The organism is Streptomyces sp. NPDC059696 (assembly GCF_042733745.1).
GTDB lineage: Bacteria > Actinomycetota > Actinomycetes > Streptomycetales > Streptomycetaceae > Streptomyces.
The window spans coordinates 54,584-76,972 of the sequence record NZ_JBHWFG010000035.1; the positions used below are offsets into that span (position 1 = coordinate 54,584).

The window sequence follows — 22,389 nt, forward strand, 5'->3', positions numbered from 1 at the left end:
CCCGCGCCCCGCGGCGCGCACCCTGACGGCGTCTACATGATCGGGTCGGGCTCCCGGGCCAGGTCCGCCGCGCCCACCAGGCCCGCCTTGTTGCCCAGTTCCGCCGCGCGGACCTCGGCCACCGGGCGCCAGTTGCCGCCCACCAGCCAGCGCTTGTAGGACTTGCGGATCGGGCCCAGGACCAGTTCGCCCTCGTCGGAGAGGCCGCCGCCGACGATGAAGGCGGACGGGTCGAAGAGGGAGGCGAGGTCGGCGAGGCCCGCGCCGACCCAACGGGCCAGTTCACGGTAGGAGTCGACGGCCACCCGGTCGCCCTGGCGGGCGGCCATGGAGATGTGCTTGCCCTCGATGCCCTCGGGCGTGCCGTCGCCGAGGCCCAGCAGGGTCTCGGCGTTCTCCGGGGTGGCGTTGGCGCGCTGCTTGGCGTACCGGACGAGGGCGCGGCCGGAGGCGTACTGCTCCCAGCAGCCCTGCGAGCCGCAGCCGCACAGCAGGCCGTCCGGCACCATGCGGATGTGGCCGAACTCGGCGGCGACGCCGAAGTGCCCGCGGCGCAGCTTGTTGCCGATGATGATGCCGCCGCCGAGGCCGGTGCCGAGGGTGATGCAGATGACGTTGCGGTGGCCCTTGCCGGCACCGAACTTGTACTCGCCCCACGCCGCGGCGTTCGCGTCGTTCTCCACGACCACGGGGAGGCCCACACGGGCCTCGACCTTCTCCTTGAGCGGCTCGTTGCGCCAGTGGATGTTGGGCGCGAAGTAGACCTCGGAGCGCTGCCGGTTCACGTAACCGGCGGCACCGATGCCCACGCCGACGATCTCGTGTCCGACGCGTGCGCCGTCCACCGCCGAAGCGATGGCGTCCACGATGCCCTCAGCCGTGCCCGGGGTCGGCACCTTGTGGGTCGAGAGGATGTTGCCGTCCTCATCGACCACGCCGGCCGCGATCTTCGTGCCGCCGATGTCGACGCCGATGGTGAGTCCCATGAATCCCTCAGTTTCGGTCGAGCCCCGCTACGGGCAACGGTACCCGAGGCGTGCCGCCGGGTTCGCTGTCGTCCGCACGGTGGGCACCCGGGGCGGCTGCTCCGGGGCCGTCGCCCGGCCGGGTCCGGGGACTCAGTCCAGGTCGATGCGCTCCCCGGGGCCGGCGTCGTCGCCGCCGTCCCGGCGCTCGTCCTGGTCACGGGGATCGTCGCGAGCGTCGCGGCCGGTCCAGCGCCGCTCCTGGGCCTGGACGGCGGAGCGGTAGGCGGCGAGCAGTTCGTTGCCTGCGGCGGCCAGGTGGTCGAAGACGTCCGGATTGCGCTCGATGACCGGTTCCACGGCGTCCTTGGCCTGCTGCACGACCTGTCGCACGACCTGCTGTGCGGCGGGGCCGGCGACCGCGCCGAGCAGCGGGGACCGGGCACCGGACAGCTTCTCGGCGACGGTGTCCACGAGTTTCCTCAGTTCCTCCGCGGCGGAGCCGGGGGGCGTGCCGTACTGGGCGCGGCGGCGGTCCTTCTCCGCTTGGAGGTCCTCGTTGCAGGCGGTCGCCCAGGCGTCGGCGTCGGTCACCCGCACGTCGTCCGCGGCCTCGTCGCGGGCGGCGCCGGACGGGGGGAGATCTTCGCTCATGACGGACTCCTGACTACGGTTCGTCCCTACGACGTTACCCGAACGGGCGTACCGGGTTCACGGCCCGGACCGGCCGTGTTCCCCCTGCCGCTGCCCGCCTCAGCGGTCCTGCGGCCACAGCTTCGGGTCGGGCGCGAACCGGATCCGCAGTTCGCCCTCGCGCAGGGCGGCCCCGTCGACCGTGCAGCGGCGCAGCGCGGAGGGCAGCGGGACGACCCGGCGGAACGCGCCCGCCGTGACGACGAGTTCGTCCCCGCGCCGGACGAGGTCGAGTTCCTCGCGTAGGGCGCCGGGCAGCGGGATCGTCCAGACGAGCACGCCGTCCGCGTCGAGCCGGTCGGTCACGGGCCAGTCGGCGGCGGGGGCCGGCTGCCCGGTGCCGGGCACGGCGAGGGTGGTGAGGTCGTCGGTGCCGCGCGGGTCGCGTCCGAGGTGGGCGACGGTGTGGACGGTGTGGGACTCGCGCCACTCCTCGAGTGCTTTGCGCTGCTGGGCGACCGGGCCGGCGAGCCAGGTGTCGGGGGACGCCTCGGGCAGGAGGCGGTTGGCGATCACCATGTCGGTGCGCAGCCCGCGCAGGGCGAGACCGAGGCGGGCGGTGCGCAGCGCGTCGCCGCCGGCCGGGCCGGGCTCGGCGACCAGCCGTACGGCGGTGCCGCGGTCGGCGATGACCGCCTCGACGGCGCCGAGTTCCAGGTCCCAGCGGGCCGCCGTCTCGTACAGCCACTCGGCGGGCATGGGAACGCCGGCGAGGCGGCCGAGGACGGGGCGCAGGGCGCGGGCCGCCTGGCGCTCCGGCGGGAGCAGGCGGCGCAGGCAGCGGCGGAGTTCCTCGGGCAGGGCGAGCAGGGCGAGGGCCTCGGGGGCCGGGGGGAGGTCGACCACGAGGGTGTCGTACCTCTCCGACAGCGCGGCGTCGCGCAGGGCGCGCAGCAGGGCGAGCTCCCCCGCACCGGGCAGCGGGGTGAGCTCCTCGGGGTCGAGGCGGGAGGCGCCGAGGAAGTCGAGAGCGGAGGAGGCGCGGTCCTGGAGAGCGGCGAGGTCCCTGCGGAAGTCGGCGGCGGGGTCGGGACGCCAGGCGGTGAGGTGCGGGGCGGCTTCGACCGGGGCGGGGCCGGTCGGCACGCCGAGGGCGGCACCGAGGGTGTCCGTGCGGTCGGTGCCGAGGACGAGGGTGCGATCGCCCTCGGCCGCCGCGGCCAGGGCGGTCGCGGCCGCGAGGGTGGTACGACCGCTGCCGCCGGGGCCGGTGATCAGGAGGGTGCGCATGAGATCGAACGGTACCCGGGGCTCTCCGGCCTGGGGGCGCGGGGAACTGCGCGATCAGCCACCGCGCGCCCGCACCCGGCCGGCGACCGGGGATCAGGCGGACTCGACCCGCTTCTTCAACCCCGCCAGCGCCCGGTCGATGATGACCTTCTCGGCCTTGCGCTTGATCATGCCGAGCATGGGGATCTTCACGTCGACGGTCAGGGCGTACGTGACCTCCGTGCCGCCCGCGCCGGCCGGCTTGAGGAGGTAGGAGCCGTCGAGGGAGCGCAGCATCTGGGACTTCACCAGCGTCCAGGACACCTCGTTCTCGCCGGTCCAGGTGTATCCGAGGATCTGGTCGTCCTTGATCGCTCCCGCGTCCATGACGAGGCGGACCTGCTCGGCGCGGCCCTGGGCGTCGGTCTTGAGGACCTCGGCCTCCTTCACCTCGCCCGTCCAGTCCGGGTAGCGCGCGAAGTCGGCGATGACCGCCATGACGTCGGCCGGGGCCGCCTCGATGGTGATGCTCGAGCTGGTGTGTTCCGCCATCGCCGTGGCTCCTCCAGATAAGGGCCGGTATGAGGTCGTCGTGCGCACGTGTGTGCAGCGTGAAGGCTACCGCGCACGGGGCCGGCGGATCTCACCCGACCTGGGACGTCCTCACCACTCCAGGGCCCAGGGCCGCCCGGTCCCCGCGAAGTGCCCCACGTTCACGCACTCGGTGGCCCCGATCCGCATCCTGCTCACCAGCGGCTGGTGGACGTGCCCGAAGAGGGAGTAGCGGGGCCGGGTGCGGCGGATGGCGTCCAGCAGGGCCCGGCTGCCGCGTTCGAAGCGGCGGGCGACGGTGTCGTAGACCAGTTCGGGGACCTCGGGCGGGATGTGCGTGCAGAGCACGTCGACCTCGCCCACGGCCTCGATCTTCGCCGCGTACTCCTCGTCGCTGATCTCGTACGGCGTGCGCATCGGGGTGCGCAGGCCGCCGCCGACGAAGCCGAAGACCCGGCCGCCGATCTCGACGCGCTCCCCGTCGAGGACGGTGGTGCCGGGGCCGGCGTACTCGCGCCACAGGGCCGGCATGTCGACGTTGCCGTAGGTGGCGTACGTAGGGGTGGGGAACGCGGCGAACAGCTCGGCGTACTGTTTGCGCACCGCTTTCTCGATCACCGTGGCGCGGTCTCCCTGGAGGCCGGCCCACAGCCCGGCCCCGAACACCCGGGCCTCCTCGAAGCGGCGGGCGGTGCGCAGCGCGACGATGCGGTCGGCGTTCTCGACGCCGAACAGGTCGGGGAAGATGCCGCGCGAGTGGTCGGCGTAGTCGAGGAAGAGGACGAGGTCGCCCAGGCAGATCAGGGCGTCGGCGCCCTCGCCGGCCCTGGCCAGATCACGGGCGTTGCCGTGGACGTCGCTCACCACGTGGACGCGCGTCCGGGGGTTCCGGGCTGGTGTGGGTGCCATGACGATCAAGCGTAGGTCGCGCGCTGCCCTTGTGAACAGTGGCGGCCCTACCTGCGGTTACTGGTCAGTTAGTTAGCGGGTGGACTACTGTGCGCAAAGGAATACCCGACTGTGTGACGCAGCGAACATCTCGACGGGACCCCCTGTCGTAGAAGCCATACCGGCGGGTAACGTCCGGCCAGTCCAGTCGTGCTGCGCATTTCAACAAGTGAAGGCGCGAGCACTTCCCCGAGCCTTGGACCGCACCGTCGCAGCACACACCGTCGTGGCGCCGGCGCCCTATGAGGAGCAGCAGTCTTGCGCGAGTTCAGCCTTCCGGCTTTGTACGAGGTCCCTGCGGACGGAAATCTGACCGACATCGTCCGCAGAAACGCCGCGCAGCACCCGGACGTCGCCGTGATCGCCCGCAAGGTCGGCGGTACCTGGCAGGACGTCACGGCCACCACGTTCCTCGCCGAGGTCCACGCGGCAGCCAAAGGGCTGATCGCCGCCGGGGTCCAGCCGGGCGACCGGGTGGGCCTGATGTCCCGCACCCGGTACGAGTGGACGCTGATGGACTTCGCGATCTGGAGCGCGGGCGCGGTGACCGTGCCGGTGTACGAGACCAGTTCGGCGGAGCAGGTGCAGTGGATCCTCGGCGACTCGGGCGCGACGGCCTGTGTCGTGGAGTCGGACGCCCACGCGGCCGCGATCGAGTCGGTGCGCGACCGGCTGCCGGCGCTCAAGCACGTGTGGCAGATCGACGGCGGCGGCATCGAGGAGCTGGGCCGGCTCGGCCAGGACGTCACCGACGAGACGGTCGAGGAGCGCGGCTCCTTCGCCAAGGCCGACGACCCGGCCACCATCGTCTACACCTCCGGCACCACCGGCCGCCCCAAGGGCTGCGTGCTGACCCACCGCAGCTTCTTCGCCGAGTGCGGCAACATCGTGGAGCGGCTGCGTCCGCTGTTCCGCACCGGCGAGTGCTCGGTGCTGCTCTTCCTGCCGCTCGCGCACGTCTTCGGCCGGCTGGTGCAGATCGCGCCCATGATGGCGCCGATCAAGCTGGGCACGGTCCCGGACATCAAGGACCTCACCGACGAGCTGGCCGCGTTCCGTCCGACGCTGATCCTCGGGGTGCCGCGGGTCTTCGAGAAGGTCTACAACTCGGCGCGCGCCAAGGCCCAGGCCGACGGCAAGGGCAAGATCTTCGACAAGGCCGCCGACACCGCCATCGCGTACAGCAAGGCGCTGGACACCCCCTCGGGCCCGTCCTTCGGCCTGAAGATCAAGTACAAGACGTTCGACAAGCTCGTCTACAGCAAGCTCCGCGCGGTCCTGGGCGGCCGGGGCGAGTACGCCATCTCCGGCGGCGCCCCGCTGGGCGAGCGCCTCGGACACTTCTTCCGCGGCATCGGCTTCACGGTCCTGGAGGGCTACGGCCTGACCGAGTCCTGCGCGGCGACCGCGTTCAACCCCTGGGACCGGCAGAAGATCGGCACGGTCGGCCAGCCGCTGCCCGGCTCGGTGGTGCGGATCGCCGACGACGGTGAGGTGCTGCTGCACGGCGAGCACCTGTTCAAGGAGTACTGGAACAATCCCGGCGCGACCGCCGAGGCGCTGGCCGACGGCTGGTTCCACACCGGTGACATCGGCACCCTCGACGAGGACGGCTACCTGAGGATCACCGGGCGCAAGAAGGAGATCATCGTCACCGCGGGCGGCAAGAACGTCGCCCCGGCCGTGATCGAGGACCGCATCCGGGCGCACGCGCTGGTCGCGGAGTGCATGGTGGTGGGCGACGGGCGGCCGTTCGTGGGCGCGCTGGTCACCATCGACGAGGAGTTCCTGGGCCGCTGGTGCGCCGACCACGGCAAGCCGGCGGGTGCCACCGCGGCGTCGCTGAGCGAGGACCCGGACCTGCTGGCCGCGGTCCAGGCGGCGATCGACGACGGCAACGCCGCGGTGTCGAAGGCGGAATCGGTGCGGAAGTTCCGCATTCTGTCCTCCCAGTTCACGGAGGAGTCGGGCCACCTGACGCCGTCGCTGAAGCTGAAGCGGAACGTGGTGGCGAAGGACTACGCGCACGAGATCGAGGCGATCTACGCGAAGTGACCTCCCGGTCGCCCTAGGGCGCGGTGTCCTCGGCGAGGACCCGCGCCATCGTGCGTTCGGCGAGCGCGGTGATGGTCACGAAGGGGTTCACCCCGAGCGACCCCGGCACGAGCGAGCCGTCGGTGACGTACAGCCGGGGATATCCTCGGACCCGCCCGTAGTCGTCCGTCGCCCTGCCCAGCACGCAGCCGCCCAGCGGGTGGTACGTGAAGTCGTCGGCGAAGACCTTGCTCCTCGAACCGAACAGGTCGTACCGGTAGATCGTCGCGTTGGCCGCGTTGATGCGGTCGAAGAGCTTCCTGGCCATGGCGACGGAGACCGCGGAGTGCGCTGCCGTCCAGCCGAGCCGCAGCCGGTCCGAGCCCGCGTCGTAGGAGAAGGACGCCCGCTCCGGGTTCCTGGTGATCGCCAGGTAGAGGCTCACCCAGTGCTCCAGGCCCATCGGCAGCGGGGCGATCTCGGCGAACACCGGGTTGGCGGTGTTCGCCCAGTCGTCGATGCCCATGACCGGCATGGTCGACTGGTTGGCCCCGACCGTGTCCCACAGGTGGTTGGCCCGGCCGAGCATCACGTTGCCGTTGGTGCCCCAGCCGGCACCGACCCGGGCGTCGAGGTCGGGCAGGGCGCCCGTCTCCCGGGCGCGCAGCAGCAGTTCGGTGGTGCCGATGCTGCCGCCGCCGAGGAAGAGGTACGTGCAGCCGTACTCCTTGGTCTCGACGACCTTGCCGGTCTCGTCGATGCGGTCGGCGGTCAGGACCCAGGTGCCGTCCGGGGCACGGCTGATCGCGCGCACCTTCTCCAGGGTGTGGAGGGTGACGTTGCCGGTGCCGAGCGCGGCGGCGAGGTAGGTCTTGTCGAGACTGCGCTTGCCGTGGTTGTTGCCGTAGATGACCTCGCCGCCCAGCGCCGACTTCGGGGCGGTGCCGGCCGCCTCGCGCTGCATATGGCCGAAGTCGTAGACGCTCGGCACGAAGGTGGTCCGCAGGCCGGCCTTCTCGGCGTGCTTGCGGGAGACGCGGGTGAAGCGGTACCACTCCGTCGACTCGAACCAGGCCGGGTCGACGGTGTTGACGCCGAGCGCGGCCCGGGCGCGGGGGAAGTACGTGCCGTACATCTCGTCGGCGTCGACGGTGGGGAACTGCTCCGCGAAGTACGACCGGGCCGGGGTGACCGCCATGCTCCCGTTGACCAGGGAGCCGCCGCCGACGCCCCGGCCGACGTAGACGGACATCTGGTCGAAGTGCACGCGATCCAGGACGCCCGGGTAGCGGCCGATGTCCCGGTTGACGAGGTCCAGCCAGAGGAACGTGCCGAGGGGAGCCTCGGTGCGGGTGCGGAACCACATGGAGCGGTGGTCGGGTGCGCTGGTGGTGCAGAAGACCTTGCCGTCGGGGCCGGTGGTGTTCCAGAGGCGGCCCATCTCCAGGACGAGAGTGCGGATGCCGGCCTGGGCGAGGCGAAGGGCGGCGACCGCTCCGCCGTAGCCGGAGCCGACGACGATGGCGGGGGCGGTGTCGACCGCGTCGGGCTGGGCGGCTCGGGCGCTGTCGAGGCCGATGCGGGTGAATCCGAGGGCTGCCGCGGTCTGCAGGGCCGCCATGCCCAGGATGTGACGTCTTGTCAGGTGACGATGCGTCAGTTTTACTGTCATGCGCGCAGCATCGGCGGATTATCGGATTCCGCCTAGTGGGGTGTGGCTTGATCCTTGCGGGCGGGTGCGGGTTGTTCGTGGTCGGTCGCGCGGTTCCCCGCGCCCCCAAGACGACGGGCGATGGCACTACAGCAAGTCTTTGAGGTGCTCCGCGAGGAGGTCCCAGCGCCACTTCTGCTCGACCCACTCCCTGCCCCGCTCGCCCATCCTGCGGCGCAGCTCAGGGTCGGCGAGGAGGGTGGTGATGCGGTCGGCCGCCTCCAGCGGGGAGCCGCCGCGCACCACCCAGCCCGTCTCGCCGTCCAGAACCGCGTCCGGAGCGCCGCCGGAGTCGCCCGCGACGACCGGGAGGCCCGTCGCCGAGGCCTCCAGGTAGACGATGCCGAGGCCCTCCACGTCGAGGCCGCCGCGGCGGGTGCGGCAGGGCATCGCGAAGACGTCGCCGGCGCCGTAGTGGGCGGGCAGCTCGGACCAGGGCACGGCGCCGGTGAAACGCACGGCGGAGGCCACGCCGGTCTCGTGGGCGAGCCGTCGCAGGTCCCGCTCGTAGGGGCCGCCGCCGACGATCAGCAGCACGGTGTCGGGCTCGGCGGCCAGGATGCGCGGCATCGCCCGGATCAGCGTGTCCTGCCCCTTGCGCCGCACCAGCCGGGAGACGCACACCACCACCGGGCGGTCCGTCAGGCCCAGCCGGGCCCGGACCTCGTCGCCGCCCGAGCCGGGGTGGAAGGTCTTCTCGTCGACGCCGGGCGGCAGCTGCGCCATCCGGGCCGCCGCCTCGGGCGTCAGGGCGGGGGCGATGCGCGAGCGGGTGTACTCGCCCAGGTAGGTGAGCGTGTCCGTGGCCTCGCCGATGCGGCGCAGCAGCTGCCGGGCCGCGGGCAGCTGCGCCCAGCCGGCCTCGTGACCGTGCGTGGTGGCCACCAGCCGCTCGGCGCCCGCCGCGCGCAGGGCCGGTGCCATCAGGCCGAGCGGGGCGGCCGCACCGAACCACACCGAGGTGCAGCCGTGCTCGCGCAGCAGCCCGACGGCCCGCCGGGTGGCGCCCGGCGTCGGCAGCAGCATGGTCGTCCGGTCCCGTACGACGGTGAAGGGCTGCTCGGCGTCGAAGGCACGGGTGGCCTCGACGCCCTCCCTGCTCCGCTTCCAGGTCGAGGCGTAGACGACCACCTGCTGCGGGTCCAGCCGCAGCGCCATGTTGTGCAGAAACGCCTGGATTCCCCCGGGACGGGGCGGAAAGTCGTTCGTCACGATCAGGGTCTTGCGCACGCCGCCGACCCTATCCAACCGCCCTCACCGCCGTCCCCGGCGGCAGGTGTGGCACGCTCACAGCTGACGGGCCCATCATGGCCCCCTCGACACGGCACGCGAACGGGCAGGAATCACGTGAAGACGACGGGCACGAGGCGGTCCCTGGCATGGCTGCCGGTGGTCTGGTGTCTCACGAGGGCGGTGCTGCTGCTGTTCGTCCTGAAGGTGTACGTCTTCCCGGGCCCGGACGTCACGAGCGACGTCCACGTGATCTACCAGGGCTGGTACCACGTCCTGAGCACCGGGACGTTCCCCCTGGCCGACGTCACCTGGCAGTACCCGCCCGCCGCCGCCCTGGCGATCCTCTCCCCCGGCCTGCTGCCCTTCCTCGACTACGCGACGGCCTTCTTCGTGCTGGTCTGCGTCACCGACCTGGCCGTGCTCGCCCTCATGGCATACGCGGGACGCCGTCCGGGCCGGTCGCTGCGCGGTGCGTGGGTGTGGGTGATCGGCGTGCCGCTGCTCGGGCCGACGGTGTACGCCCGCTACGACGTGATGGTCACGGCGGTGGCCATGGCCGCGCTGCTCGCGGGCGCCCGGCACCCGAGGACCATGGGGGCCCTGGCCGCCTTCGGCGCGCTGCTGAAGGTCTGGCCGGCGATGCTGCTGCTGGCCGCCCGCCGGCGCAGCGCGTGGGTGTCGGCCCTGGTGACCGGCATCGCCGTGACCGGCGCGTTCGCCCTGGCCATGCCCGGCGCGTTCGCCTTCCTGACGTTCCAGCGCGACCGGGGCACCGAGGTGGAGTCGCTGGGCGCGCTGGTCTTCCATGTCGCCCGGCACTTCGGCTGGCAGGGCGAGGTGCGGCTGAACTACGGCTCGATCGAGTTCCTCGGGCCGTACGTGAACGAGGTGAGCACGGGCGCGCTGTTCCTGACGGGGGCGGCTTTCGGCTGGCTGGTGCTGTGGCGGCTGCTGGCGCGGTGCTTCGAGGAGCACACGCTCGCCGACGCGGCCTTCGTGGCGGTGCTGATGTTCACCACCACCAGCCGGGTGATCAGCCCGCAGTATCTGGTGTGGCTGGTGGGGCTCGCGGCGGTGTGCCTGTACTTCCCCGGCAGCCGGATGCGGCTGCCGGTCGTCCTGGTGCTGATCGCGTGCTTCGTGACGGTGCTGGAGTTCCCGTTCTGGTTCGCCGACGTGGTGGCGAGCAACGGCCTCGGTGTCACCCTGCTGTTCCTGCGCAACGGCCTGCTGGTGGCCGCCGCCCTGATCGCGGCCCGGGCCCTGTGGCGCGCGACCGTACCGTCCGTGGCGCCGCCGTCCCCGGTGCCCCCTCAGCCGGCCCGGGCAGGCGAGACCCCCGTCTCCTCCTGAGCCGGGGCCCGCCGGAACAGCGTCCCCGCCAGGGCGCACTGCACCGCCGTCGCGAGCGCCAGCGCCAGGCACACCCCGGGCAGTCCGAGCCCCGTCAGGGAGTACGCCAGTGCCAGCTGGACGGCCGTTCCGAGGGCGGTGACGCGCAGCAGTGCCGAGGTGGCGCCGCTGCCCTCGAAGACCCCGCCGAGCGCGATCAGGCCCGCCATGAGCACGAGACAGGGCCCGACACAGCGCAGGAACAGCACGCCCTCGTGAGCGACCGCGGCCTCGGCCCCGAAGGCGGCCATGATCCAGGGGGCGCAGGCGGCCAGCAGCACGGCGGAGGCGAGGCCGAACGTCGCGGAAAGGAACACGGCCTGCCGACCGATCGCCCGCCGCGCGTCCCGTCCCGCTCCGCGCAGGTGGGCGGTGTGGATGGCGGCGGCCTGGCGGACGGCGTAGAAGCCCATGGTCGCCACGTACAGGGCTTTGTAGGCGATCGCGTACGCGGCCACCGCCGTCACACCGAGCCGCGCCACGATCGCGACCAGGACCAGGGTGCCCGCCTGCCGCACGGTGAAGTCCGCGGACATCGGCAGACCGGTCGTCAGCGTCCGGCGCAGCGAGCGGGCCAGGGTCTCCCCGGGCGCGGCCCGGCGCGCCGTGCTCAGCAAGCTGTCGCGCCGCAGCGCCAGGAGCCCCGCGCCGAGCGCCACGCACCGGGACAGCACCGTGGCGGCCGCGGCGCCCCGGACGCCGTGGAGGTGGATGAGGAGCGGGTCCAGGACCAGGATCAGGCCGTTGGCCAGGAGCGCGAGCCGCATCGGGGTGCGGGTGTCGCCGGCGCCCTTGAGGAGACCGTCGACGAGCTGCTGGGCGAAGAAGACAGCCATGCCCGGCAGGGAGAGCGTGAAGTAGGCGACGGTGAGCGGGAGGGCGGCGCCGTCCGTCCCGCCCAGCACCAGGCGGGCCAGCGGTTCGCGGGCGAGCAGACCGCCCGCCACCACCAGGGGTGTCACCAGCGCCCACAGCGCCCATCCGCCCCGGACGGCGGCCCGCACGCCTCCGGGGTCGTGCGCGCCCCGGGCGTGGGCGACGAGCACGGTGGTGCCGGAGCCGAAGACCAGGGCGACGCCGAGCAGGACGTTCTCCGTGGTGGTCGCGACGGCCACGGCGGCCACGGCCGGGCCTCCGAGCCGGGCGACCCACACGGTGTTGATGATCCCGGCGGCGACCGAGGCGAGGAGAGAGAAGTAGACGGGGCGGGCGAGCAGCACGAGCTGTCTGCGATGGACGTTCACGGTGGCGTTCCCCCTGCGGCCTGATGACCCTCGATGCACGCCGCCGCGGCACGAGCTGTCCCGATGCGGCAGCTACCTCATTTCGATATAGCTCGATTCGAGGTAGCTCGTTAAGAGGTAGCATGCGGTGTCGCCCACCCGCAAGGAGGACCATGCTGGAGCTGTCGATCCTGGGCTTCCTGGCCGAGGAGCCGCTGCACGGCTACGAGTTGAAGGAGCGCATCAAGGCGCTGACCGGGCACGTCCGGCCGGTGAGCGACGGCGCCCTTTACCCGGCGATCACCCGGATGACAGCGGCGGGACTGCTCGACCAGCACACCGAGCCCGGTGCGAGCGCGGCGCCGCGCCGGATCCTCGCCCTCACCGCCAAAGGCAGGGAGGAGCTGCTGGCCCGGCTGCGCGCCCCCAAGCAGACGGAGATCACCGACCACGTCCGCTTCAACACGGTCCTGGCGTTCCTGCGCCACCTGCCCGACCGGTCCGAGCAGGCCGCGGTGCTGCGCCGCCGGCTGGCCTTCCTCGAGACACCGACGAGCTTCTTCTACGACTCCGGCGAGCCGGTCCGCGCCGAGGAGGCGGACGACCTGTTCCGCCAGGGCATGCTGCGCGTGGCCCGGGCGACGGGCGAGGCGGAACGGGCCTGGCTGCGGGAGGCCGTCGCGCAGCTGGAAGGGCCGGAGTGAGAGGCCGGAGCCCCGCCCGACACCGCCGCCGCACCGAACAGGCCGAACAAGCCGAACAGGCCGAACAGGCCGAACAGGCCGGGCAGGCCGAACAGGCCGAACAGGCCGAACAGGCCGAACAGGCCGGGCAGACCGAGCAGGCCGAACAGGCCGAACAGGCCGAACAGGCCGGGCAGGCCGGGCAGGCCGGGCAGGCCGGGCTCGGTCTCCGGGTCAGCCCAGGTGGTTCCGCAGGTACGCCCGCCACTCCTGTGTGAAGGCCCCCGGCGTCGTCCCCAGCTCCTTCAGCATCGCGTCCTCCACCGCCCCGGCCCGCTCCCGGTGTGCCCCGACGGCCCGGTAGAACGCGCCGAGCCGGGCCTCGCCCCAGCGGTCGGCGATCAGCCGGCAGGCCGTCCAGCCGCTCTCGTAGGAGCGGGCCAGGCGGCTCGCGTCGCCGGTGAAGCCGAAGTCCTCGTCGTCCGGCAGCGCGGTGGGGAGCCGGTCCTCACGCACCGCCCGGGTCAGTTCGGGCGCGGCCTCGGCGGGTGTGCGGCCCGCGTCCCGGTAGCCGACCCAGTCGGCGTACCCCTCGGACAGCCACAGGGGTGTGGCGGCGGTGGTGCGGGCGCGGGTGGCGACATGGGTGGTCTCGTGCGTGACGACGACCTGCTCGCCCAGGCCGCCGAGGAGGGCGAAGGCGTCCGGGTTGACGATGATCCGGTCCGCCGGCGCCCGGTCCCGTGGGCCCGTCTCACCGGTGGTGACCGCGGCGATCCCACGGTAGGAGGAGGCCGGCGAGCCGAGCAGCCCGGCCATCCCCTCCACCGACTTCGGTACGAGCACGACGACCCGGCGGACCCAGTCCGTGCCCCACGCGTCCGACACGGCCGGCACCGCCCGGTCGGCCAGGTCCGCGAAGTCCCGCAGCGACTGCCCGGACTGCCCGGTGCCGAGCACGAGGCTGTGCCGCCCGCGGACGAGTTGCACCGCCCCCTGGTCCCACAGCTGCTGCGCCGCCTTCTTCGCGGGCCGGTCGGCGGTCACGGACCACCGCCCGTCCGCGTCCCGGCGCAACCGCAGGGTGCGTCCCGCCGTCACCGGCGCCCGGTCGTACCCGGCGACGCGATAGCGCAGTTCGGCGTCGGCGGTGGCCGTGTCGCCGGTGCGGCGCAGCGCCGTCACCCGGTACGACCAGGCGGCCACGGGCACCGCGCGCAGCCGGGCGAAATCCGCTGCGCTGCCCGTCCGTTCGAAGGCCCGCCCGTCACGGTCGAGGACCGCGGCGGCCCGCCGGTCGAGGAGGCGCTGGACGTCGGCCCTGGCACTGTCGGCAGCGGGCCGCCCGCCGCACCCCGTCAGGGCGACGAGCAGCACGACGAGCGCCACCAGCGCGGACCCCGACCTTCGACCAGCCACGTTCCCGATCGTACGGGCGCCGGCCCGTGCCGGTCAGACCCTGGTGACCGAGGAGACCGGCATCATCCCGACCGGGTCGTAGCGCACGGGCGCGCCGGGGTAGGGCGCGTGGATGACCTGGCCGTTGCCCATGTACATCCCGACGTGGCTGGCGTCGCCCCGGTAGACGACCAGGTCGCCGGGGCGCGCCTCGGACAGCGGGACCTGCCGGCCGGCGTACCGCTGGGCCTGCGAGGTGCGCGGCAGGGAGACCCCGGCTTGCGCGTACGACCACTGCATCAGGCCCGAACAGTCGAAGCCGGAGGGCCCGTTGGCGCCCCAGACGTAGGGCTTGCCGAGGGCGCTGCGGGCGGCGGCGACGGCGGCGGACCCGCGCCCCGAGGCCGCGGTGGCGCCGCCGAGGTCCGGCATGCCCGGCCGGCCGGAGCGGGAGGCGCGGCCGTAGGCGTCGCGCTCGGCGTCCGGCAGGGAGTCGAGCAGGCGGCGGGCCGCGGCGAGTTTCCGCTCGACGGTCTTCTTGTGGGCGGCGACGGCCGTACGGCTCTCCTCCAGCTCGCGGAGCTTCCCGGCGGTCTCCTCGCGGTCCTGGGCGAGTTCGCGCATGGCGTCCTGGAGTCTCCTGAGCTCACCGGCCTGGCGGGCGGTGAGGCGGTCGAGCCGGGACGCGTGGTCGAGGTAGTCGGCCGGGTCGTCGGAGAGCAGCAGGGCGAGCGAGGGGTCGATGCCGCCCGAGCGGTACTGGGCTCCGGCCAGCGAACCGAGCGACTCCCGCATGGTGTTGACGCGCTGCTGCTGGCGGGCGACACGGTCCTGCGCGGTGCCGACCGCGTCACGCAGCTCGTCGGCGCGCTCGTCGGCCGCGTTGTACGCCTCGGTCGCCTTCTCGGCCTGCTCGAAGAGCCGGTCCACCGTGGCCCGGGTGTCGTCGTGCGGTGCGGCGCCGGCCGGAACCGCGCCCAGGGCGGCGGCCGCGACGGACAGGATGCTGACGGCGGCACCGGCGCCCCGGTCGAACCCGGACGGTGCAAGGCGGCGATGGGACCCCACGGGAAGCCGCTCTCCTTCCGCTGACGGACTTGGAACGCGGCAGACAGTAGCCCCGTGGCCGGGGGCCGCCAACGACCATCCGTGGGTGTGCAGCGGTGCGCCCCGCCGCTGACGCAGGTCAATGGCGGGGCGTGGGCTCACTCGGAGCTGTGGTGATTCGCCCGAACGGCGGACACGGTGTCCCGGGCGGGCAGGCTCCGGGAGGCGGTCGTCAGACCCGGACGCCGAACATGAACGGGCCGCCGATGGTGCCCATCGACTCGTACCGGACGACCGTGCCGGTGCGCGGGGCGTGGATGATCTGCCCGTTGCCGGCGTAGAGCCCGACGTGGTGCAGGTCGTTGAAGAAGAAGACCAGGTCCCCGACCTTGAGCTGGCTGGTCGAGTAGATCTTGGTGCCGATCTGCGCCTGGGCCTCGGAGGTGCGCGGGATCTGGATGCCGGCGGAGGCGTAGGCCCGGGAGGTGAGGCCGGAGCAGTCGAAGGAGCTCATGCCGGTGGCGCCGTAGACGTAGGGCTTGCCGAGCTGGCTCTGGGCGAAGGCGAAGGCGGCCGCTGCGCGGCCGGAGCCGGGCGGGACGTCGACGTCGAGGGCGTCGCGCTCGCTGGCCCGGCTGGCGCGGCTCTGCTCGGCGGCCAGTTCGGCCTTCTCGGCGGCGGTGAGGCTGTTGAGCAGCTTCTGCGCGGAGGACAGCTTGCCCTGGAGTTCCTGCTTCTTCTTGCCGAGTTCGGTCCGGGTGGAGGCGAGGTCCTTGAGCTTCTCGGAGGCCTCGGCACGCTCCTGGGCGAGTTCGCGCTGCTTCTCCTGGACCTTCTTCAGCGCCTCCACCTGCTGGCTGCTCAACTGGTCGAGCGTGGAGGCCTTGTCGAGGTAGTCCTCGGGGTTCGCGGAGAGGAACAGCTGCACCGAGGGGTCGATGGAGCCGGTGCGGTACTGCGAGGCCGCGGCGAGGCCCAGGCCGTCGCGGAGCTCGTTCAGCTCCTCCTGGCCGCGGGCCACGTTGTCCTGGATGGTGGAGATCTCCTTCTGGAGCTTCTCCTGCTTCTCCTTGGCCCCGTTGTACTTCTCGGTGGCCTGCTCGGCCTCCTCGTAGAGCTTGTCGACCTTGGCCTTGACCTCGTCCTTGCTCGGCTTCTCACTGGGGGCCGCGTTGGCGGCCTGCGAGCTGAAGGCGACGGCAGCTGCGGCGGCGGTGGTCAGCACGGTCACACGTGCGCGGCTCGGCTGCTTCGGACGACGGTGGGACGCCACGGGTGAAAAGCTCCTTCTGGCCCCTCCGCCGTCTCTCCCGATGAGTGATCACCCGAGCGGAGGTTCGGCCCGACCCTAGTGACCTTCCTGTGATCAGTTCAAATCCTCAGATGAAAAATTGCGTCACGGTAGGCCAACTTTTCCCCTGGACTCACAGGCGGTGAACCCCACTTGACTCACTGTGGCTCACAGCTCTCCCCAATCGGGGCATCACACCCGGAGGTTACACAGCGGGCGTACGCCCCCTAGGACCGCGAAAGGCGCTTGAGCAGCATGGCGGAGGCCACCGGGCGGGCACCGGCCCGGGCCACTCCGTCGGCGACCTCGCGGTCGGTGGAGGCCACGATGACCGGGCGTCCCGGCGGTTCGGCGCGCACCAGTTGACGGATGAGCTCGTCGGCGGTGACGCCCGGCTTCGAGAACAGCACGCGCACGCCGCGCGGCGGGGCCAGCAGGACCGGCGCCGCGAGCTCGGCGCCGTCGAAGACGCAGGTGACCTCGGCGCCGCTCTGCGCGGCCAGTTGGGAGAGCTGCCCGAGGAGCCGCAAACGCTGCTTCTCCAGTGGCATCTGCGGATAACCCGTTTTGGTGACGTTGTACCCGTCGACGACGAGATGGGCCTGGGGCAGGGCCAGCAACTGGTCCAGGACCTGCGGATCGTTCTCGGACAGGGCGCGGGCGGCGATGTCCTTGGGGGTCATCCGGCCCGGCTCGACGGCGTCCACGGTCTCGGCGGGCCGCACCGACACCGGCGGCAGGGCCAGTTCGCGGCGGAGCCCCTGGGTGGCGTCCAGGAGGGTGTCCAGCAGCAGCCGCACCCGCATGTCCTCGACGCTGCGGCCCTCGCGGGCGGCCCGGCGCGCGGCCTCCAGGGCGGCCTCGGTCTCGCTCAGCCGGGACTTGAGCCGCCGGGTCTCGCTCTCGGCGGCGGACACCTGGGCGTGCCCCTCGGCCCGCACGGCGTCGATCTCGCCGTGCGCCTTGCGCAGGGCGGCCTCGCCGCGCTTGACGTCACTGAGGGCGGCGCGCAGCTTGCGGTGCAGCGTCTCGGTTTCCCTCCTGGCCGCTTCCAGCTCCGTGCGCAGCCGCTCGGTCTCGGCCCGGGTGTGGTCACGGGCCCGTTCGAGGTCGGCGCGCAGCCGCTCCAGTTCGGCGCGGCTCTCCTCGTCGGCGCGTTCGGCGTCGGCCCGCTGGGCCTCCTCGCCGGCGGCGGCGACCAGCTTCACCCAGCCGGGTGGCCGCAGTACGTAGGCCGCGGCCGCCACATCGAGCGGGTCCGCGGCCGGGGGCGGGGAGCCTGAGTCGAGAGCGCCGGTCAGCTCCGGCTGGGCCTCTCTGAGCTTCTCCCCGATGCGCTGGCGGAACAGCGGATCGGTCTCCAGCGCGGCCGCCATCGCGTTGCCGGCGAACTTGGCCCGGCGGTTCGGCGCGAACCGGGCGTACTGCCTGAGCTGCGCGGGCAGCTCGCCGACCGTGAGCGAGCCGAAGCCGTCGGAGACGATCTGCACCACTCTGCGGCGCACGCCGTCGGGCAGCGGACGGTCGAGCACCTCGGCGGCGCCGTCGCCCGGCCCCCCGCCTGTGGTCTCCACCATCCGTCACACCCCAATGCCTGTGCGGGGCCGGCTCCCGTTCAGGAGCCGGCGCCCGGCCTGTCCACGAGTTCCACCTGGTCCACCGCGTTACACCAGCGGCAGCGCACCGACTCGATGGTCTCACTGACCACCTCGCGCTCCTCGACCTTCGGCTCTCCGGCCAGGTCGAGGTGGACGTACTCGACGACCTTCGACGAGCGGGTCACGTCGAACCTCGTGAGGTTGCCGCAGAGGGTGCAGCGCCATCGCGTCTCGGCGGTCGGCAGGGGAACCGTCATCGTGACCTGTTCTCTTTCCTTCTAGTGTCCGTGACGCGACCGGCATCCCCGGTGCGTGTGGCTCGTAACCCTACGGCCTGGCGGCTCCTCGCCGCCCGCGCGTCCACGGCGGCGAGGCGGTCTGTGCGGTTGCGTCCGGTTACGTCATGCTCTGTGTTCATGATCAGCAAGTGGAGTGCGTCGCTCGTCCGGGCCGGCCGATCGGTCAGGGGGGCGTCGGCACCGGTGACGTACACCCTGATCGCCCTGTGCTGCCTGGTCTTCCTGGCCGGACCCGCCTCGGGCCTGAACCCGGCGTACGGCACGGGCGACGAGCTGCTCGCCGTGCAGCGGGCCTACTTCCGGCGCTGGGGGGTGATTCCCGCAGAACTGTTCGACGGGTCCGCCGGGTCGGCCCTCACCCCCGCGACGGCCCTCTTCGTCCACGGCAGCTGGGTGCACCTGCTCGGCAACATGCTCTTCCTCTACGTCTTCGGGGCGATGACCGAGGAGCGGATGGGCCGGGTGCAGTTCACCCTGTTCTACGTCGGCTGCGGATATCTGGCCCTGCTGGGCTACGCCGTCGCCAACGCGGACTCCGAGCAGTCCCTGGTCGGTGCCTCGGGGGCGATCTCGGCGGTCCTCGGTGCGTTCCTGTACCTGTTCCCCCGTGCCCGGGTGACCAGTCTCCTGCCGTTCCTGTTCTTCCTGCCGGTGCGCTTCCCGGCGTGGGTCGTGCTGCCGTTCTGGGCGGCGCTGCAGTGGCTGGCGGCGGGGCGGGCCGCGGACGGGCCGGGGGTGGCCTACCTGGCCCACCTGATCGGCTTCGGTCTGGGCTTCGGCTACGCGTCGGTCCGCTACGGCCGCCCCACCGGCCCCACTAGAGTGAGGGCCGCCCCTGCTCCGACTCCCGAGGGAGAGAACCAGCCGTGATCACCGCGATCGTCCTGATCAAGACCAGCGTGGACCGGATCCCCGAGATCGCCGAGTCGATCGCGGCGCTGGACAGCGTCAGCGAGGTCTTCTCCGTCACCGGCACCTACGACCTGATCGCGATGGTCCGGGTGCGCGAGCACGAGGACCTGGCGGAGGTCATCCCCGGCCGGATCAGCAAGATCCCCGGGGTGGAGGGGACCGACACGCACGTGGCGTTCCGCACGTACTCGCAGCACGACCTGGAAGCGGCGTTCTCGATCGGCCTGGACAACTAGCCCACGCCTCCGCGCCAGCCCACGGGCCGCACCCGGCCGGCGGCCCCCGCCCTCGGCGGGGACCGGATCAGACGGGGACCGGATCAGACGGGGACCGCACGGCTGTCCGCGCCGGCATCAGCACCACGCCGTGGTCGGCGGGCCGGCCGGCGGCGTGCGCAACACCTGCTCGGGCGGAGGCGGCCGGCTCGGGCGGAGGCGGCCGGCTCAGGCGGAGGTGTCCGGCACGCAGCGGCCGTCCTCGGTGCGGTAGTTCCACTTCGCCCCGTCCGTCACCAGTTCCCGCACCGCCCGCACGAACCGCTCCACGTGCTCGTCGGGGGTGCCCGCGCCGAAGCTGACCCGGATGGCGTTGAGCGACTTCTCCCCGGGCGCGGCCTCGGGCGCCCCGCACTCGCCCTGTGCCTGCGGGTCGCTGCCGAGCAGCGTGCGCAGCAGCGGGTGGGCGCAGAACAGCCCGTCCCGTACGCCGATGCCGTACTCGGCGGACAGGGCGGCGGCGAAGTGGGAGCTGTTCCAGCCCTCGACGACGAAGGAGAGCACGCCCACGCGCGGCGCGTCGTCCCCGAAGAGGGACAGGAACCGCACCTCGGGGACGTCGGCCAGGCCCTCGCGCACCGTGCGGACCAGGTGCTGCTCCCGGGCGACGAGGGTGTCGAAGCCCGCCTCGGTCAGCGCCCTGCAGGCCGAGGCGACCGCGTAGGCGCCGATGACGTTGGGTGAGCCGGCCTCGTGGCGCGCGGCGCTGTCGTGCCACTCCACGTCCACTCCCCCGTCCTCGCGCCGGCTGACCTTGCGGCTGGCGCCGCCGCCCGCGAGGTACGGCTCGGCGGCGCGCAGCCAGTCGGCCCGCCCGGCCAGGACACCGGAGCCGAAGGGCGCGTACAGCTTGTGTCCGGAGAAGGCGACCCAGTCGACGTCGAGGTCCGCGACGGACACCGGGTGGTGCGGGGCCAGCTGGGCGGCGTCGAGCACGATCCGGGCGCCGTGGGCGTGCGCGGCCGCGGCGAGCTCCCGCACGGGCCACAGCTCGCCGGTGACGTTGGAGGCGCCGGTGACGCAGACGAGGGCCGGCCCGTGGGGGTCCCGGTCGGCGAGGGCGCGCTCCAGGGTCTCGACGGCCTGACGGGGGCTGTTCGGGGCGTCGAGGTAGGTGACCCGCGCGTTGCGCCACGGCAGCAGGGAGGCGTGGTGCTCGGTCTCGTAGACGAAGACCTGGCAGTCGGCGGGGAGCGCGGCGGCGAGGAGGTTCAGGGAGTCGGTGGTCGACCGGGTGAACACGACCTGGTCGTCCGCGCGGCAGCCGAGGAACTCGGCGACGGTCCGGCGGGCGTTCTCGAACAGGTCGGTCGACAGCTGCGACAGGTACCCGGCACCGCGGTGCACGCTGCCGTAGTACGGCGCGTAGGCGGCGACGTCGTCCCAGACCCGCTGGAGCGCGGGGGCGCTGGCGGCGTAGTCGAGCGCGGCGTAGGTGACCTCACCACCGGTCACCAGCGGCACGGTGACATCGCGCCCCAGAACGGGCAGCGGGGCACAAACGGACGGGTCGGCGGCAAGGGTGGAGACGGACATGACGGAACTCCCGTGAAGACAGGTGGAATCCGCCCGCGAGCGCGTACGGCTCGAGCGGGGGTGAAAGGAAAAAGGGGGTGCGGAGGCGGGGCTCTGCGGCCCTATCGCATTCGCTGGTTCACGGAAGACTCCTCGTCACGCGCTTGCCGCAGACCTCGCTGCCTGCGGCCCGGTCTTCACCCGGGGCACCCCGCCACGGACGGAGGGTTGCCGGACAGTCGGCCGGGGCCTCATGACTGTCACTCATGACCTGTTCAGGAACGTACGCGAAAAGATCGGCGCCCCGCAACCCGAGTCCGGATCGCGGGACGCCGTACGGGGGGCTACTTGTTGCTCGCGGCCACCCAGCGCTCCAGCGTGCGCTTCGCCGCGCCCGAGTCGATCGACTCGGCCGCCTTCACCATCCCGGCGCGGATCTGCTCGGCCAGCGGCGCTTCCGTCGGCTCCAGGGCCACCAGGGCCGCCGCCGAGTTCAGCACCACCGCGTCCCGCACCGGCCCCGTCTCCCCGTCCAGGAGCCGCCGGGCGACCTCGGCGTTGTAGGAGGCGTCGGCGCCGCGCAGCGCCTCCACGGGGACCAGTTCGAGGCCCACGTCGCGCGGGTCGAAGGCCTCCTCGGTGACCGTGCCGTCCCGGACGATCCACACCCGGGAGGTGGCCGTGGTGGTCAGTTCGTCGAGGCCGTCGTCACCCCGGAAGACCAGGGACGAGTTGCCGCGCTCGGCGAAGACGCCCGCGACGATCGGCGCCATGCGGGGGTCCGCCACCCCGACGGCCTGGGCACGGACCCGGGCCGGGTTGGTGAGCGGGCCGAGGGCGTTGAAGACCGTGCGGATGCCCAGCTGGCCCCGGGCGGCGCCCGCGTGCCGCAGCGCCGGGTGGAACTTCACCGCGAAGCAGAAGGTGATACCCGCCTCCTCGGCGACCTCCGCGACCCGGTGCAGCGGCAGTTCCAGGTTGACGCCGAGCTTCTCCAGCACGTCGGAGGCCCCGGACGCCGAGGACGCGGCCCGGTTGCCGTGCTTGACGACCTTCGCGCCGGTGCCGGCGACGACGATCGAGGACATCGTGGAGATGTTGACCGTCTTGGCGCCGTCGCCGCCGGTGCCGACGATGTCCACCGTCGCGCCCGGCACCTCGATCACGTTGGCGTGCGCGTACATCGTGCGGACCAGGCCGTTGATCTCCTCGACGGTCTCGCCCTTGGCGCGCAGGGCCACGACGAACCCGGCGATCTGCGCCTCGGTCGCCTCGCCGCGCATGATCCGGTCCATCGCCCAGGCGGTGTCGTCCGCGCTCAGGTGCCTGCCGTTCAGCAGGCCGTTCAGCAGCAGGGGCCAGGAGCGGCCCGCCGCGGTGTCGCCTCCAGCGGGGGTCACAGCGCTCATAA

Annotated in this window: 21 protein-coding genes and 1 riboswitch; of the genes, 6 read left to right on the forward strand and 15 right to left on the reverse strand. The window is 72.7% G+C overall.

Annotation, left to right across the window (positions count from 1 at the left end; genetic code table 11):
• Window positions 1-32: 32 nt before the first annotated feature.
• From ACFV20_RS30200 to ACFV20_RS30220, 5 genes are all read right to left on the reverse strand, one after another.
• Window positions 33-986, reverse strand: coding sequence for an ROK family glucokinase (locus ACFV20_RS30200; protein WP_385662259.1), 954 nt, complete (start codon window positions 984-986; stop codon window positions 33-35).
• 132 nt (window positions 987-1,118) lie between these two features.
• Window positions 1,119-1,619 carry a DUF5304 domain-containing protein gene (locus tag ACFV20_RS30205; RefSeq protein WP_385662262.1) on the reverse strand — a complete coding sequence of 167 codons (501 nt, stop codon included), beginning with the start codon at window positions 1,617-1,619 and terminating at the stop codon, window positions 1,119-1,121.
• A gap of 99 nt (window positions 1,620-1,718) precedes the next feature.
• Window positions 1,719-2,888: an ArsA family ATPase gene (locus ACFV20_RS30210; protein ID WP_385662264.1), complete on the reverse strand. Its 1,170-nt coding sequence runs from the start codon at window positions 2,886-2,888 to the stop codon at window positions 1,719-1,721.
• A gap of 93 nt (window positions 2,889-2,981) precedes the next feature.
• On the reverse strand, window positions 2,982-3,419 hold the full coding sequence (locus ACFV20_RS30215; RefSeq protein WP_385662267.1) for an SRPBCC family protein: 438 nt from the start codon (window positions 3,417-3,419) through the stop codon (window positions 2,982-2,984).
• A gap of 111 nt (window positions 3,420-3,530) precedes the next feature.
• Complete coding sequence (locus ACFV20_RS30220) at window positions 3,531-4,328, reverse strand: metallophosphoesterase (protein ID WP_385662269.1); 798 nt, start codon at window positions 4,326-4,328, stop codon at window positions 3,531-3,533.
• 297 nt (window positions 4,329-4,625) lie between these two features.
• On the opposite strand from ACFV20_RS30220, the gene ACFV20_RS30225 reads away from it, so the two are divergent.
• Window positions 4,626-6,422 carry an AMP-dependent synthetase/ligase gene (locus ACFV20_RS30225; protein ID WP_385662272.1) on the forward strand — a complete coding sequence of 599 codons (1,797 nt, stop codon included), beginning with the start codon at window positions 4,626-4,628 and terminating at the stop codon, window positions 6,420-6,422.
• Between the two features lie 13 nt (window positions 6,423-6,435).
• Here the strand turns inward: ACFV20_RS30225 and ACFV20_RS30230 are convergent, their stop codons facing one another.
• Window positions 6,436-8,022, reverse strand: a complete 1,587-nt coding sequence (locus tag ACFV20_RS30230) for a GMC oxidoreductase (protein ID WP_385662274.1) — start codon at window positions 8,020-8,022, stop codon at window positions 6,436-6,438.
• A 177-nt stretch (window positions 8,023-8,199) separates the two neighbouring features.
• Complete coding sequence (locus tag ACFV20_RS30235) at window positions 8,200-9,342, reverse strand: glycosyltransferase family 4 protein (RefSeq protein WP_385662276.1); 1,143 nt, start codon at window positions 9,340-9,342, stop codon at window positions 8,200-8,202.
• Between the two features lie 117 nt (window positions 9,343-9,459).
• Here ACFV20_RS30235 and ACFV20_RS30240 point away from each other — a divergent pair, with 117 nt between their 5' ends.
• On the forward strand, window positions 9,460-10,698 hold the full coding sequence (locus tag ACFV20_RS30240) for a glycosyltransferase 87 family protein (RefSeq protein WP_385662278.1): 1,239 nt from the start codon (window positions 9,460-9,462) through the stop codon (window positions 10,696-10,698).
• Here the strand turns inward: ACFV20_RS30240 and ACFV20_RS30245 are convergent.
• Window positions 10,659-11,981, reverse strand: coding sequence for an MATE family efflux transporter (locus tag ACFV20_RS30245; protein ID WP_385662281.1), 1,323 nt, complete (start codon window positions 11,979-11,981; stop codon window positions 10,659-10,661). The two genes, ACFV20_RS30240 and ACFV20_RS30245, sit on opposite strands and share 40 nt — an antisense overlap.
• A 152-nt stretch (window positions 11,982-12,133) precedes the next feature.
• On the opposite strand from ACFV20_RS30245, the gene ACFV20_RS30250 reads away from it, so the two are divergent.
• Both ACFV20_RS30250 and ACFV20_RS30255 read left to right on the forward strand, forming a co-directional pair.
• Window positions 12,134-12,664 carry a PadR family transcriptional regulator gene (locus ACFV20_RS30250; RefSeq protein ID WP_385662284.1) on the forward strand — a complete coding sequence of 177 codons (531 nt, stop codon included), beginning with the start codon at window positions 12,134-12,136 and terminating at the stop codon, window positions 12,662-12,664.
• Entirely contained in the window at window positions 12,661-12,921 is a 261-nt protein-coding gene (locus ACFV20_RS30255; protein ID WP_385662287.1) for a hypothetical protein, read from the forward strand. Before ACFV20_RS30250 ends, ACFV20_RS30255 begins: the two co-directional genes overlap by 4 nt.
• Here ACFV20_RS30255 and ACFV20_RS30260 read toward each other — a convergent pair.
• The 5 genes from ACFV20_RS30260 to ACFV20_RS30280 all read right to left on the reverse strand — a co-directional run bounded on the left by ACFV20_RS30260 (window position 12,878) and on the right by ACFV20_RS30280 (window position 18,234).
• Window positions 12,878-14,062, reverse strand: coding sequence for a hypothetical protein (locus ACFV20_RS30260; protein ID WP_385662289.1), 1,185 nt, complete (start codon window positions 14,060-14,062; stop codon window positions 12,878-12,880). The two genes, ACFV20_RS30255 and ACFV20_RS30260, sit on opposite strands and share 44 nt — an antisense overlap.
• Window positions 14,063-14,095: 33 nt before the next feature.
• A complete protein-coding gene (locus ACFV20_RS30265; protein ID WP_385662292.1) occupies window positions 14,096-15,109 on the reverse strand; it encodes an NlpC/P60 family protein in 1,014 nt (337 codons plus the stop codon).
• 211 nt (window positions 15,110-15,320) lie between these two features.
• A complete protein-coding gene (locus ACFV20_RS30270; RefSeq protein ID WP_385662295.1) occupies window positions 15,321-16,361 on the reverse strand; it encodes an NlpC/P60 family protein in 1,041 nt (346 codons plus the stop codon).
• A gap of 245 nt (window positions 16,362-16,606) precedes the next feature.
• Window positions 16,607-17,956 carry an NYN domain-containing protein gene (locus ACFV20_RS30275; RefSeq protein ID WP_385662297.1) on the reverse strand — a complete coding sequence of 450 codons (1,350 nt, stop codon included), beginning with the start codon at window positions 17,954-17,956 and terminating at the stop codon, window positions 16,607-16,609.
• 38 nt (window positions 17,957-17,994) lie between these two features.
• Window positions 17,995-18,234 (reverse strand): hypothetical protein, encoded by a 240-nt coding sequence (locus ACFV20_RS30280; protein WP_033327390.1) that lies wholly within the window; start codon window positions 18,232-18,234, stop codon window positions 17,995-17,997.
• Between the two features lie 159 nt (window positions 18,235-18,393).
• On the opposite strand from ACFV20_RS30280, the gene ACFV20_RS30285 reads away from it, so the two are divergent.
• Both ACFV20_RS30285 and ACFV20_RS30290 read left to right on the forward strand, forming a co-directional pair.
• The gene (locus tag ACFV20_RS30285) at window positions 18,394-19,146 is read left to right on the forward strand and encodes a rhomboid family intramembrane serine protease (protein WP_385662301.1); all 753 of its coding nucleotides are present in this window, start codon (window positions 18,394-18,396) and stop codon (window positions 19,144-19,146) included.
• Entirely contained in the window at window positions 19,143-19,424 is a 282-nt protein-coding gene (locus ACFV20_RS30290) for an Lrp/AsnC family transcriptional regulator (protein WP_107458443.1), read from the forward strand. Before ACFV20_RS30285 ends, ACFV20_RS30290 begins: the two co-directional genes overlap by 4 nt.
• 207 nt (window positions 19,425-19,631) lie before the next feature.
• Here ACFV20_RS30290 and ACFV20_RS30295 read toward each other — a convergent pair whose 3' ends face one another.
• Together ACFV20_RS30295 and trpD are read right to left on the reverse strand one after the other, a co-directional pair.
• The gene (locus ACFV20_RS30295) at window positions 19,632-20,999 is read right to left on the reverse strand and encodes an aminotransferase class V-fold PLP-dependent enzyme (protein ID WP_385662304.1); all 1,368 of its coding nucleotides are present in this window, start codon (window positions 20,997-20,999) and stop codon (window positions 19,632-19,634) included.
• Between the two features lie 134 nt (window positions 21,000-21,133).
• Window positions 21,134-21,250, reverse strand: a riboswitch (SAM riboswitch).
• Window positions 21,251-21,322: 72 nt separating this feature from the next.
• On the reverse strand, window positions 21,323-22,387 hold the full coding sequence (trpD, locus tag ACFV20_RS30300) for an anthranilate phosphoribosyltransferase (RefSeq protein ID WP_385662307.1): 1,065 nt from the start codon (window positions 22,385-22,387) through the stop codon (window positions 21,323-21,325).
• Window positions 22,388-22,389 lie beyond the last annotated feature (2 nt).

Bases quoted from the DNA above. Each gene is read 5' to 3' on its own strand.
- ACFV20_RS30200 (WP_385662259.1), bottom strand. From the start codon at position 986: ATGGGACTCACCATCGGCGTCGACATCGGCGGCACGAAGATCGCGGCC.
- ACFV20_RS30205 (WP_385662262.1), bottom strand. From the start codon at position 1,619: ATGAGCGAAGATCTCCCCCCGTCCGGCGCCGCCCGCGACGAGGCCGCG.
- ACFV20_RS30210 (WP_385662264.1), bottom strand. From the start codon at position 2,888: ATGCGCACCCTCCTGATCACCGGCCCCGGCGGCAGCGGTCGTACCACC.
- ACFV20_RS30215 (WP_385662267.1), bottom strand. From the start codon at position 3,419: ATGGCGGAACACACCAGCTCGAGCATCACCATCGAGGCGGCCCCGGCC.
- ACFV20_RS30220 (WP_385662269.1), bottom strand. From the start codon at position 4,328: ATGGCACCCACACCAGCCCGGAACCCCCGGACGCGCGTCCACGTGGTG.
- ACFV20_RS30230 (WP_385662274.1), bottom strand. From the start codon at position 8,022: ATGGCGGCCCTGCAGACCGCGGCAGCCCTCGGATTCACCCGCATCGGC.
- ACFV20_RS30250 (WP_385662284.1), top strand. From the start codon at position 12,134: ATGCTGGAGCTGTCGATCCTGGGCTTCCTGGCCGAGGAGCCGCTGCAC.
- ACFV20_RS30275 (WP_385662297.1), bottom strand. From the start codon at position 17,956: ATGGTGGAGACCACAGGCGGGGGGCCGGGCGACGGCGCCGCCGAGGTG.
- ACFV20_RS30280 (WP_033327390.1), bottom strand. From the start codon at position 18,234: ATGACGGTTCCCCTGCCGACCGCCGAGACGCGATGGCGCTGCACCCTC.
- ACFV20_RS30285 (WP_385662301.1), top strand. From the start codon at position 18,394: ATGATCAGCAAGTGGAGTGCGTCGCTCGTCCGGGCCGGCCGATCGGTC.
- ACFV20_RS30295 (WP_385662304.1), bottom strand. From the start codon at position 20,999: ATGTCCGTCTCCACCCTTGCCGCCGACCCGTCCGTTTGTGCCCCGCTG.
- trpD (WP_385662307.1), bottom strand. From the start codon at position 22,387: ATGAGCGCTGTGACCCCCGCTGGAGGCGACACCGCGGCGGGCCGCTCC.